Origin of the sequence: Kaistia soli DSM 19436, from assembly GCF_900129325.1 — a bacterium.
GTDB lineage: Bacteria > Pseudomonadota > Alphaproteobacteria > Rhizobiales > Kaistiaceae > Kaistia > Kaistia soli.
The window spans coordinates 708,623-720,363 of the sequence record NZ_FQUP01000003.1 but is presented as its reverse complement, the minus strand read 5'-3'; the positions used below and the strand labels follow the sequence as shown (position 1 = coordinate 720,363).

Genomic DNA, 11,741 nt, shown 5'->3' with positions numbered 1-11,741 from the left:
CTCGGTGGGCGCCCCGCCAAATCAGCCAGATGCGCATGGTCATGCGGCCATGCTGCTGGTGGAAAGCCTGATCCATGGCCTGATCGCGCGATCAGTGATCAGCGTGGCTGAGGCGGTCGAAATTGTCGAAGTCGCCGTCGAGGTGAAGACCGAGATCGCCGTCGACCGCGGCGACTCCCCGGCCGAACTGGAGAAGGCGCTCGCGATTCTTGGGGCCATCAGTGCAAGCCTCCAGCTGGATATGCCCGAACGATAGAGGTCCGTATGGCGGAACAGCTAAAAGTCGGAGACATCGTACGTCTACGAGCCGGCGGACCGAGAATGGTCGTGGTCTCAGTTGTCACGACCCCCAGCGGCGCGGATTTGGTCGGCTGTAGGTTGCTGGACGTCCCGCAGGTCAGTTCCATCAGCGTCCCAGCCGGGCAACTGGTTACCGAACATTAGCGCGTTGGATGTGCGATAAGAACGTGGATCAGGCTTTCCGCCAAGAACATCGCCGCCTGACCGCGCATATCTGGCTCTGGCGTCGCTGCAGTTCCTCACCTGGCATATTTTCCAAGCCAATGGACGCCTCGATCAAGCGTTAGCCACGATTTGCGAAATGAGGTCGCTCATGACTTTTCCAGTCCGTCCCGCTCATTCCGCGATGACATGGCGCGCCGGGCGCTCCTAGTCGTTAGTTCAAGAGATAGGCGGATCTACCGTTGCAGAGCTTGATCGATGGCTAGACGGCCTCCAACCGGATAGGCTGAATGAGGGGATAGCGAGCGGCCGCGGGCAGGGAAAATGCTACGGCCGCCCGCCCTTCCTCGGCCGCGAGGCCGAGGGTGCAAAACGAATTTTGCGCTGTTCATCAAGCGCGCTGGAATGTATCAACGATTGAGAACTCTGACGAAGTTAACCACGGGTCAGGTGGCAAAGTCAGATACAATAAATCGACTTCTAATCGTATTATTGTTCAGAGAACATATTGTTACGCTAAAATGTGAACGTATAGCATTCATATGCTCGGAATATGCGAACAAATACGGAGTGATCGGGCGGTCGCGGTGACTTTTAATTATTTTGACATTTATATAATCTTATCCGGCGTGTCTTAGTGTTGTCGTTCCAGCTGGTTGTATGCTGTATACGCAACAGAGAGCGGACTTATTGATCTATGTTAACCGCCCATGGCATCCGCCAGCATATCTTGCGCGCGTTGGACTTTTGTCACATTACCGATCGTCTGTAACCTTTTGAACATATGGAACGCTTGTTCAGGCTTCTGTGTGACACTTGGCGTCGTCGGCTGGTTGGCGCGACAGCTGAAGCCGTAGACCGCCCAGCCGGATCTGCCGAAACCGTCACAGCGATTCAGGACTATGGACACGCAGGGCCAACGATATGCTTGCCAGCATCTGCGATAATCACGGCCGCCGAACAAGAGCAGCCGCCGAGCCGTCTCCGGCGCCCTGGCAGGGACTGGGCAGGCGTTGACAGCTATGCTGGAAGCCAACCGGGCAGCGCGATTGCCGCGGATTAGTCCGAAGCGGAACTCGCCAAGTTGTAACCTGGCCAGAGCCAGCTCGGCGGATGGACACGCCACGCCAGACTTTGGCGGATCACGCAGGCCAGGCGGACAATGCCTGTTCGGCAACCGCCTCGAAAAACTCGCGATGTCGGCCCATCAGTTCGACCTTCCGGTCCCTCCTCGCGGATGTGCGCGGCGTGACGGCGCGAGAACTACTTGCAGCGACGGATCTTCCTATCGGTGACATCGGGGCCGCGTTGGCCTACGCCAACCATGGTGCATTCGTGCGTGCATTCCGCCAATGGACTGGGGTGTCGCCCTCCGCATGGCGACAAGCGACCATGACACCATCGCGCTAGATCCGCGCTCCGCCGCTAAAGCCAAGGCGGCCATAGTGATGGAACAATCAGTCTTGATCGCGCGCCTCGCTCCGGCAAGCGCTCGACGTTCGTTGGCAACCCGCGCGCTGGTCGCTTCGCCAATGGCCAACGGATGCTCGGGTGTGGATACTTCGCCTTCACTATGACCGCTAGACCGGCGGCGCGCGTTCTGGAATTGACAGATTTCAGGTTTTTTGCCGACCAAACCTCCATCAGCCCGCTGATGACACGGCGAGCGGATCCTGCATCCAGAGACTTCCGGGGCCGCTGACCTGTTTCATATAGTCGACGAAGGCCCGCACGACGGGAGATAGCTCGCGGCGACTGGGAAAGAGCAGATTCACCTCGACGGGTGTTGGTGACCAGTCCGGGAAAAGATGGACAAGCCTGCCCTCCACGATCTGAGGGGCACAGATATAGCCGCTCAGGATCCCCAAGCCGGCGCCGTTGGAAACCAGACGGTGCACGGTGAGCGCCTCATTGACCGCGAGGCGGGGCTTGATTTCCACTCGCGTCGTCTTGCCTCCCCTTGAAAAAGTCCAGGCGCGCGCCCGGCCATTCTGGCCGGGCATATCGATCGTGTCATGCTGGGCAATATGGTCGATCGAAGACGGTCTTCCTCTGCGTTCAATGTAGGAGGGGGCGGCGCAAAGGTAGCGGCGGATCTCGCCGAGCTTCACCGCGACCATTCCGGAATCGGGCAGTGGCCCCATGCGAACAGCGATATCCACCGCGTCCGCGACGAGGTCAGCGGGGCGGCTGTCGAGATCGAGAGCGATCTCGATATCGGGATAGAGCAGAAGAAATCCGGGCAGCTGCTCGGCCAGCACATTGACACCGAAACCCACGCCCGCGCTGATCTTCAGCAGTCCACGCGGCTGACCCGCAAGGCTGCGGACATAGTCCAATGCCTCGCTGAGCTTTGCGATGATGCCCGGGCTGCGCTCGAGCAGCGCTTCACCGGTCATGGTCAGCACGACGTCGCGTGTGGTGCGCTGGAACAAGCGGGTGCCGAGTTCATCTTCCAACCGGGCAATCGCCCGGCTGACGTTTGATTTCGGCACGCCAAGCGCGCGCGCCGATGACGTGAAGCTTTTCAGCGTCGCGACTTTCTCGAACATCCGCAAGGCGTTGATGTCAACCATGCGGCATTGTCGCACTGTTCGGAACAGTCTGTCCAATACCGATGACGAACCGGACCTGGGTATGACGATTGAGGTGTGCGACAGCATGGTGGTGACGAAAACCGCGAGGATTGACCTGATGAATGAAACAATCTTGGTCGTGGGTGCGAGCGGACAGTTTGCCGGTCGCGTCCCGCGTTCCTCCGCCGCTTTTGCCAGGGACGCCGCTGTCCAGTGGGCGACCGTCTGAGCGAGCGCTATCCCAACAAGGAGACTTGCCATGATGACGATCCAGCCGCTCGCGCCTGAAGATGTCTCGGCCGTCGCCGCTATGCGCGAGGCCGCGTCGGCCCACAAGGGCGAACCGCTCGGCCCCGAGGCGCGCCCAATGTTCGACGCCATGTTTGCCGCCACGCCCGCCGCCGCAGATGTGCGGGTCGAGCCCGCGACCGTGGGCGGGATTTCCGGCTTCTGGCTCCGGCCGGCGAACGCGCGAGCGGACGCGCGCATGCTTTATATTCATGGCGGCGGTTATGTGCTCGGCTCTGCACAAGCGGTGACCCATTTCGCGGGCCAAATCGCCGCGCGCGTCGGCGTGGATGCCTTCGTGCCCGACTACCGCCTAGCGCCAGAGCATCCTTTCCCCGCCGCAATCGACGATGCTGTGGCCGCCTATCACGGTATGGTCGCGGAGGGAGCCGAACGGATCGTGGTCGTGGGCGATTCGGCGGGCGGCGGCCTGACGCTGTCTCTGCTGTCGATCCTCGCCTCTGATAGCACCAAGGGCACGGTGCAGCCGCTCGGTGCGGCGGTGATGTCGCCCTGGACCGATCTGGCGCTCACCGGCGAGAGCTATGAGACGCGGGCCGAGGCTGACCCGATCTTCACGCGCGGCGTGCTCCAGGGTTTCGCCGACATGTATCTGCAGGGCCAGGATCCCATGAACCCCAAGGTGTCACCGCTCCATGCACGGCTCGACGACCTGCCGCCTGTTCGCATCGATGTCGGCGACAATGAAGTGCTGCTCGCCGATTCCGTCCGTTACGCTGACCGGGCGCGGGCGGCGGGCGTGGACATCACCTTGTCCGTCTGGAAGGGCATGGCGCATGTTTTCCAGTCTTCCCTCGGCCAGTTTCTCGCGGCCGAGCGATCCGTCAACGCCATCAGCGACTTCCTCCGCCAGCGGCTCGATGCCCAAGCCGCCGACGGCGCTGCCCCCTCCACACCGATCCAAGGAGCTTGATCATGACGCGCGTGTTGTTTGTCGGGCAGATCCCCGAAACCGTCGACTTTTCCGATCCCTCCCTGCCCCCCGGGTTCAATGCCGAAAAAATCCGCGAGGGCTTCGAAGTTGCGAAGACGTCGATGAGCGAGCGCGGTTGGGATGGCGACCTCTGCATGATCGCTCCCGACGACAGCGGCATCGCAATGCTGGCCGGGCAACTTGCGAAGGCGGACTATGATTGTGTCGTGATCGGCGGCGGCTTGCGCATCCCGCCCAAAGGGTTGCTGCTCTTCGAAAAGGTCGTGAACACCATTCACCAGGGCGCGCCGAAGGCCGCGATCGCCTTCAACACCCGCCCCCAGGATACGGCGGAGGCCGCAGCGCGATGGATCCTCACGGATTGAGCTGCTCCCAGGGGGGCGCGCCGTCACGCTCCGCGCGGTCCTTACGCTTGTCCTTTGGGGTCTGATCAGTGGCCAAATATCCGTCGCATGGAGCACCCGGATGATGCGGCGGATCCCGGCGATCTGGAAGCCGTCAGCGCTTTGATGGTCGCGGCCATGCCATTCGCCATGACACTGGACGATTTCACGGGCGGGTTCTTGTTCGATTTTGCTGGCTGGTAGGGCCGTTCGTACCGGAAGCGCTGATAAGCGTTCTCCCTGACGGCATCAGCCCACCCGAACAGTGGCGCGACCTGCCGCTTTGGCGTCGTAGAGTGCAGCGTCGGCGCGACGCCACCATGAAGAATGATCCTCATCATCGCGAAGCGTTGCCATCCCTATGCTTGTCGTCATCAAGCGGCGGGTGGGATGGGGCAGGGCGGCCGTGTCGAGTGCACGGATTATTGCATCGGCGATGCCGATGGCTCCGTCGGCATCAGCGCCCGCCAGGACGAACCCAAATTCCTCGCCGCCGACACGGGCGACGAGATCGTCCGGCCGGCGTCCGAAGGGCTCCAGAAAACGCGCGAAGTCGACAAGGGCACGGTCGCCCGCTTGATGACCGAGGCCGTCATTGACTTCCTTGAAGCGATCGAGGTCCAACAGCAGGAGTGATGCTGGCTCGCCCGTCCGCCGGGATCGGCGCCAGGCACGCAGGAATTCCTCGTCGAACATGCGGCGATTGGCGAGGCCGGTCAGGGCGTCTGTATTGGTCAGACGGTGCAGCTCGGAATTCTGCCGCGACAGTGTCAGCTCGTGGCTCGAAATCGCCGCGAGATCCCGCAGGACGTCGATTTTGAACCCGGCCGGGGGACCGGGCTCGGATCGCATCACGCACAGTGTGCCGATCACATGCCCCGCCTCGCCGCGAAGCGGAACGCTGGCATAGAAGCGCCACGGAGCTTGCCGCACCGTCGGATGCCCCTCGAGTTCCGGCGCCGTTCGCATGTCGTCGATGACCAGTTCCGTACCGGTCGAGACGACGACCGTGCAGAGGCTGCGATCGCGTTGGATAACGTCGCCCAGCAGATGCGATGTCTTCGACTTCATCCATTGCTGGTTCGAATCCATGACGCTGAGAAACGCGACATCGGCGCTATAGACATGAGTGGCGATACGCGTGATGCGATCGAAACGCTCTTCGGCGGCGGTGTCGAGGACCTCATAGCCGTGCAATTCCGCCAGGCGTTCGCCTTCCGAAGTCGGTGGAGGTGGGGTAATCCACATCGGCTGGCGCATCCGAAGCATTAATTGTGTGGTGCAACATGCCAGAGCTTGGTTTCATTGAAAAGACGCTTGCAAGCGCTGCTCGGCCCTGATCTCGTCTGCATCCAAGGGGCGTATGAACTGAGTTCGCTTCGAACTGGCGGGCGTTTTAACGGCGAAGACTCAGGAAACGCTGTTGGGACGCGGTCACCGATTGTTGCTGTCGAAAGCCCGAGCCCTGTGTATGTCTAAATCTGGTCTAGCGCGGGCTGGTTCGTTGGATAGCACGGGGGAATTAGTTCGTTCTCGCTTCAGGTCGGCTCAAGTGTTCGGCTGCATCGGCGTCGCCTTGGCCGGAGTTTCGGCCGTGGGTCTGGCGACCGGGGCGACCTCCGTTGCTGGCCTTCAAGGCCCATCCCTGCCCGCCAATTCGATCGCTTTGTTAATTGTCGGTGTGGCGCTCCTCTGTAGCAGGCCCTTTCAATCGAGCTCTGCGCTCGTCTGCTGGGGCGTCGGCGCTTGCGCCGTAGCAATGTTCAAGCAGCTTGCCTGGAGACTGGGTTGGATTCAGTCGCCGGTGCTGCCTGGCAATACCTTGATGATTTGCTTGCTCGGGCTTTCCCTGATCCTTCTGGGGAACCGCAAGATCGTGATCGCCCAACTGACGGCCGCCTTGGCGACTTTGCCACCCCTCGCGGCATTGATTTCATTCAGCTACCAATTGCCGGGCTGCCCCAGCCTCTTGGGATTGATAATCGCGCTGAGCGGGCTGTCGCTGGCAGTCGCCCTGCTCGGGCAGACGGCCTATCGAGGACCGCTAAGACATCTGTTGGCCCCCAATCCGGCGGGGCTTCTCTCGAGAGTGAGGATTGTCGTCCTGGGTACGGCCGCCATCGGACTTGGGTTCGTCGCGGCACGACTCCAGTTCGATCCAACCGCAGTTCCCATCATCGTCACCTTAGTGGTCGCCACCATCGTTGTCGTGATGAGCGACATCGTCAGCTATTCCGTGCGCCATTCACGAACTCCATTGGTCGAGCAGCGCCAGGACTTCGCTGAGATCGAGTTTGCTATCGACCGGGCGCTTGGGATCGGAGAGTTTCGGCTTGCCTACCAGCCTCAAGTCGAACTGGCTACGGGTCAACTTGCCGGTATCGAGGTTCTCGTCAGGTGGGATGACCCAACGCGCGGCCAGGTTTCACCTTTGGAGTTTGTGACTGCGGCCGAGGCCACAGGGCAAATCCATGCGCTCGGCCTGTGGATCATCGAGGAGGCGTGCAATCAGGGTCAACGGTGGCGTGATACCCTGCTTGGGGCAGCCGCGCTGTCGGTCAATGTCTCCCCGGTTCAGCTTAAGGCGCCGGATTTTGCTGCGAATGTTCGGGCCATTCTCGGGCGAACGGGGTTCCCTCCGGATCGCCTGGTCGTCGAGCTGACTGAGAGTGCCCTCGTGCAGCGCGGCGATCCAGGCTTCGAGACGCTATGGGAACTGCACCAGGCCGGCGTCCGGATCGCGATAGACGATTTCGGAACCGGCTATTCTTGCCTCGCCTATCTCAGGGACCTGCCGGTGAGCTTCCTGAAGATCGACCAATCGTTTGTCCGTGACCTTCCTCACAATGAGAGTGCGGCTGTTATCGCCAGAACGATCGTCGCGATGGGGCGGGGTCTCGGTCTTTCTGTCGTTGCGGAAGGGGTCGAGACCGAGGCGCAGGCCGACTTCCTGAAGGGGATCTGGTGCAACAAGGCGCAGGGCTATTTCTACGCCAAGCCCCTGAACTCAGCCCAGCTGGCCGGCTGGGCAGAACTCGGAGCATCGCCCTGAAGGGTGGCGGGACGCTGGCAAAAGCGGCAGGATAGCTCGTGGGATGCAGGCGTGCGGAAGTCCGAGGGGGAGGTCCATATCATTCCGACAGAAACGACGGGTGCCGTGCGAGGCGATCTTGGTATCGCCAAATTATCGACCGGGATAGAAGGCTTTGATCACATGTCCGGAGGCGGGCTGCCTCGCGGACGGATCACCGCGGTCACAGGCGGAGCAGGCGCCGGCAAGACGGTCTTCTCGATGCAGTCGATGACCAACTTCGTCAAAAACGGCGGCGATGCCGTTTTTGTCTCCTTTGAGCAATCGCCTCGGAGCGTTCTGGAAGCCCTCTCGACCTTTGCTTGGGATGCAGGGGCGCTCGTCGACGAGGGGCGCATTCAGATCATCGATGCACGGCTGCGCAGCGACATTGTCCTCAGTGGGGTCTTCGATATCGGGGGCTTGTTGGCGAGTATCACTGGAGCGGTCTCTTCATCTTCGCCTGCCTGCGTTGTTTTCGATGGGATCGACGCACTCCTGACCCTGCTTGATCAGCCCTCTCTGCAGCGAGCCGAACTGTTGCGCCTGCAGGAATATGCCGAGAGCCTGTCCTCGACAGTGATCGTCACGCTCAAGCTGCGGCCGGGATCGGCGGACTCGTTCGAGGACATCGCTCTCTATATGGCCGACTGCGTTCTTGAGCTGGAGCGCGGCACCGAAGAAGGCTTGGCAACGCGTAATCTCCGCATCCAGAAATACCGGAGCTCGGCGCATGCACAGAGCCGCGTTCCCTTCATCATGTCTGACCACGGCATCGAGATTGCGACCATCGCTCCGCTGCCTGGCCATGGGGACGTCTCTCATGAAAGGTTGTTGACCGGCATTCCAAGGCTCGACGCGATGCTCGGCGGAGGCTTTTTCCGCGGTAGCAGCAGCCTTTTCTCCGGAGCCCCTGGAACGGCGAAGACGACGCTGGGCAGCATGTTTCTGCACGCGGCCTGCGAGGCGGGCGAACCGGCCCTCGGCATTTTCTTCGATGAGAGCCCGGCCGAGATCATCCGCAATGTCGCATCGGTCGGCATCGATCTTTCGAGCCAGGTCGCGTCGGGGCGTCTGATACTTCATGGCATGGTCGATCGCACGGCGGGGCCTGATGAACTCGTGCATGAGATCGCAGAGAAGATCAGGCTTCACCGTCCCCGCCATCTTCTGATCGATCCAGTGTCCATCTTCACCAACGCGCCGTCCGCCCAGAATGCGGTCCGTCGATTGATTCAGCTCTGCAAAAGGGAGGCGATCACGGTGGTAATGACCAGCCTCCTCGATCGTTTGGCCGGCGAGGGGGAGGCCACGCGGTCTTATGTCTCAACGCTTTGCGATAACTGGATCCATCTGTCCTATCTGATCCAGGCGGGGGAGAGAAATCGAGGTTTGACGATCGTGAAGTCGCGCGGCACCGCGCATTCCAATCAGGTTGCCGAGCTTCTGCTCGACGATACTGGCATCAGCATCGCCGACGTCTATGCCGAGGACGGCGCCGTGCTCATGGGGTCTTTGCGCTGGCAAAAGGAGCGGCTCAACGAACAGGCCCTTCAAAAAGAGCGTAGCGAGTCGGACCGTGTGGAACGCGAAATGCTGCGCAGCATTGAGGAACTGGAATTACGTCAGTCTTCAATGACGCAAGAGCTGTTCGACAGGCGCCAGGATCTTGTTCGGTTGAGAGAACAAGCTCGCGAAGTCCAGCAGATCGAGGAAGCAAGGCGGGGCGCCATGTTGCGCCGCCGTGGTGGGGAGACGGCTCCCGATCGCAAGCAGGGAGCTGACTAATGTCGCCATCGCTAGATATGAACGCGACCGGCGCGCGCTGCCGCCTGGAGCTCTACGTGGCCGGCGATACCCTGAACTCCCGACGGGCAGCCCAGAATCTGAAACGACTTATGGAGGACCTGATCGAGCCGGTCACCGTGACCACTGTTGATGTGCTCAAGGAGCCGAAATTGGCGTTCGAGCAGGGGATCTTCGTGACGCCCTCGCTCATCGCCCGTGACGGCGAGAGAATGTCACTAGTTATCGGCGATCTTTCCGACCAGGAGCTTGTCGTGCGGTCGTTGGAACCCCTGGGCCTCATCGCAAATCGCAGGCCCTGATTGGGGCGCGTTGCCACGGTTGCCAAACTCGTTCGGCTCGCCGCGCATCATGCGTTTGAACGCGTAGCCGAGATCGACACAGCGCCCGCAGACCGGCTCGCATGGTGTCCGCTTGGCATTGGTCCGCATGCAGATGACGGGGGCGAGCGCCTCGCGCTTCTCGTTGGCGACGTAGGCCCGCAACGCCGCCAGCAAGATGAAACTCGTCTCCCAGGTCAGCCGAGCGCCGCGCTTCTTCTCTACCTGCTCCTCCAGACGCTGAATGACCGCCCATGGTGTCAGCGGCGTTCGATTATCGGCCATGGTTGAGAAGCGCGGCGTCCGCTCGCCGCGCGGCGCGGTATTAGAATGTTCGAGGATCGTGTGCTCGAACCAGTAAGTCTGCCGTAACGCGGCCGCAGCATCTCAGCGTTCGGCCCGCCTCCGTGGGGATGCCGTCCTCGACAAAGGTGCTGTTCGAGGCAGCGCCGGACCGCGGTTACAAGCTGCGTGCCAAGGGCAGGTCGGCTGCAGTGCCTCGCACGTCGCGGAGGCCCGACCGTCACCCGATCCCTCAGCGATACGGAACTAGGCGACAATCAGCAGATCGGCGCCGGCTTGTGCTCAGCCGTTTGGACGGATGACGACCTTGATGCATCCGTCCTTCTTGTCGCGGAACGTCTTGTAGGCTTCCGGTCCCTCTTCGAGGCCAATCCGGTGCGTGATGACGAAGGACGGATCGATCTCACCGGCCTCAATGCGCTTCATCAGCGGTTCGAGATAGCGCTGAACGTGTGTCTGCCCCGTCCGCATGGTGAGCCCCTTGGCGACAAAGGCGCCCATGGGAACAGTCACGGCGTTAATGAACACGCCCGGCAGCGAAACGGTCCCGCCGGGTCGGCAGGCCAGGATCGCTTGATGCAGAGCATAGGGCCGCTCCATGGCGGTAAAGGTCGATTCGAGATTTTCGATAACGCCGCCCGGGCCGTGGCTCTCGAGTCCGACCGCCTCGATGACAGCGTCAGGTCCCTTGCCGTCGGTCATGGCGAGAATCTTCTGCTGCAGGTCCGCGTCCTCATAGTCGAGTGTCTCGGCGCCCGAGCGCTCGGCAAGCGCAAGTCGCTCCGGCACTGTGTCGATCGCAAGCACGCGCGCGGCACCGAGCAGGAAAGCCGACTTGATCGCGAATTGGCCCACGGGGCCGCAGCCGAACACAGCGATGGTCTGGCCCGGCTGGATATTGCAGGCCTCGGCCGCCTGGTAGCCGGTCGGGAAGATGTCGGAGAGGAACAGCACCTGATCGTCGGTCAGCCCGTTTGGCACCTTGATTGGCCCGACATCGGCGTAGGGGATGCGGAGATATTCGGCCTGTCCGCCTGAAAAGCCGCCATAGGCATGCGAATAGCCGAACAGCCCTGCCGTTGGGTAGCCGACCAGCTTGGCCTGTTCGGCGCCTGCCGGATTGGAGCGTTCGCAGCAGGAGAAAAGGCCTGAGCGACACATGCGGCATTCGCCGCAGCTAATCGTAAACGGAACCACGACGCGGTCGCCGACCTTCAACTTGCGGACTTCGCTACCGACCTCGACCACTTCTCCCATCGTCTCGTGTCCGAGAATGTCGCCGGACTTCATCGACGGCACGAAGCCACCCATGAGATGCAGGTCGGAGCCGCAGATAGCACAACTCGTTACCCGGATGATCGCGTCGTGCGGGTTTTGAATGACAGGGTCGGGAACGGTGTCGCAGCGAATATCGCTTTTTCCGTGCCAACAAAGTGCGCGCATGAGAAGTCTCCGTCCTCGATCCGTCCCCCAACGGGCAATCTCCCGCGGTGGTGTCGGTTCCCTCGGAGCATGCGATCTGCGGCTATGATCGACTTTCCGATTTCTCTCATCAGAAAAGCGTAGTTCAGATACAAA

The 11,741-nt window shown here is 61.3% G+C and carries 11 protein-coding genes; 7 read left to right on the top strand and 4 right to left on the bottom strand.

Annotated features, from left to right (window positions below; all coding sequences use genetic code 11):
- Together BUB39_RS16745 and BUB39_RS25995 are read left to right on the top strand one after the other, a co-directional pair.
- A partial coding sequence (locus BUB39_RS16745; protein WP_210187089.1) for a hypothetical protein occupies positions 1 to 256 on the top strand: 256 nt, incomplete at its 5' end.
- 1,319 nt (positions 257 to 1,575) lie between these two features.
- Positions 1,576 to 1,872, top strand: a complete 297-nt coding sequence (locus BUB39_RS25995) for a helix-turn-helix domain-containing protein (protein WP_084527511.1) — start codon at positions 1,576 to 1,578, stop codon at positions 1,870 to 1,872.
- A 233-nt stretch (positions 1,873 to 2,105) separates the two neighbouring features.
- Here BUB39_RS25995 and BUB39_RS16735 read toward each other — a convergent pair whose 3' ends face one another.
- Positions 2,106 to 3,299, bottom strand: coding sequence for a LysR family transcriptional regulator (locus BUB39_RS16735; RefSeq protein WP_084527509.1), 1,194 nt, complete (start codon positions 3,297 to 3,299; stop codon positions 2,106 to 2,108).
- A gap of 49 nt (positions 3,300 to 3,348) precedes the next feature.
- Here BUB39_RS16735 and BUB39_RS16730 point away from each other — a divergent pair, with 49 nt between their 5' ends.
- Together BUB39_RS16730 and BUB39_RS16725 are read left to right on the top strand one after the other, a co-directional pair.
- Positions 3,349 to 4,260, top strand: coding sequence for an alpha/beta hydrolase (locus BUB39_RS16730; RefSeq protein ID WP_244540275.1), 912 nt, complete (start codon positions 3,349 to 3,351; stop codon positions 4,258 to 4,260).
- A 2-nt stretch (positions 4,261 to 4,262) separates the two neighbouring features.
- A complete protein-coding gene (locus BUB39_RS16725; protein ID WP_073055466.1) occupies positions 4,263 to 4,646 on the top strand; it encodes a hypothetical protein in 384 nt (127 codons plus the stop codon).
- A 267-nt stretch (positions 4,647 to 4,913) separates the two neighbouring features.
- On the opposite strand, the gene BUB39_RS16720 is transcribed toward BUB39_RS16725, so the two are convergent.
- Positions 4,914 to 5,912, bottom strand: a complete 999-nt coding sequence (locus tag BUB39_RS16720) for a GGDEF domain-containing protein (RefSeq protein ID WP_073055693.1) — start codon at positions 5,910 to 5,912, stop codon at positions 4,914 to 4,916.
- A gap of 346 nt (positions 5,913 to 6,258) precedes the next feature.
- Here BUB39_RS16720 and BUB39_RS16715 point away from each other — a divergent pair, with 346 nt between their 5' ends.
- The 3 genes from BUB39_RS16715 to BUB39_RS25990 are packed head-to-tail and all read left to right on the top strand — an operon-like array spanning position 6,259 to position 9,842.
- Positions 6,259 to 7,716: a putative bifunctional diguanylate cyclase/phosphodiesterase gene (locus tag BUB39_RS16715; RefSeq protein ID WP_175561888.1), complete on the top strand. Its 1,458-nt coding sequence runs from the start codon at positions 6,259 to 6,261 to the stop codon at positions 7,714 to 7,716.
- A gap of 51 nt (positions 7,717 to 7,767) precedes the next feature.
- Positions 7,768 to 9,522 (top strand): circadian clock protein KaiC, encoded by a 1,755-nt coding sequence (kaiC, locus tag BUB39_RS16710; protein WP_175561887.1) that lies wholly within the window; start codon positions 7,768 to 7,770, stop codon positions 9,520 to 9,522.
- Positions 9,522 to 9,842: a circadian clock KaiB family protein gene (locus BUB39_RS25990; RefSeq protein WP_084527501.1), complete on the top strand. Its 321-nt coding sequence runs from the start codon at positions 9,522 to 9,524 to the stop codon at positions 9,840 to 9,842. Before kaiC ends, BUB39_RS25990 begins: the two co-directional genes overlap by 1 nt.
- Here the strand turns inward: BUB39_RS25990 and BUB39_RS25520 are convergent.
- Both BUB39_RS25520 and BUB39_RS16695 read right to left on the bottom strand, forming a co-directional pair.
- The gene (locus BUB39_RS25520) at positions 9,759 to 10,145 is read right to left on the bottom strand and encodes a hypothetical protein (RefSeq protein WP_175561863.1); all 387 of its coding nucleotides are present in this window, start codon (positions 10,143 to 10,145) and stop codon (positions 9,759 to 9,761) included. The two genes, BUB39_RS25990 and BUB39_RS25520, sit on opposite strands and share 84 nt — an antisense overlap.
- Positions 10,146 to 10,445: 300 nt before the next feature.
- Positions 10,446 to 11,606 carry a zinc-dependent alcohol dehydrogenase gene (locus BUB39_RS16695; RefSeq protein ID WP_073055460.1) on the bottom strand — a complete coding sequence of 387 codons (1,161 nt, stop codon included), beginning with the start codon at positions 11,604 to 11,606 and terminating at the stop codon, positions 10,446 to 10,448.
- Positions 11,607 to 11,741 lie beyond the last annotated feature (135 nt).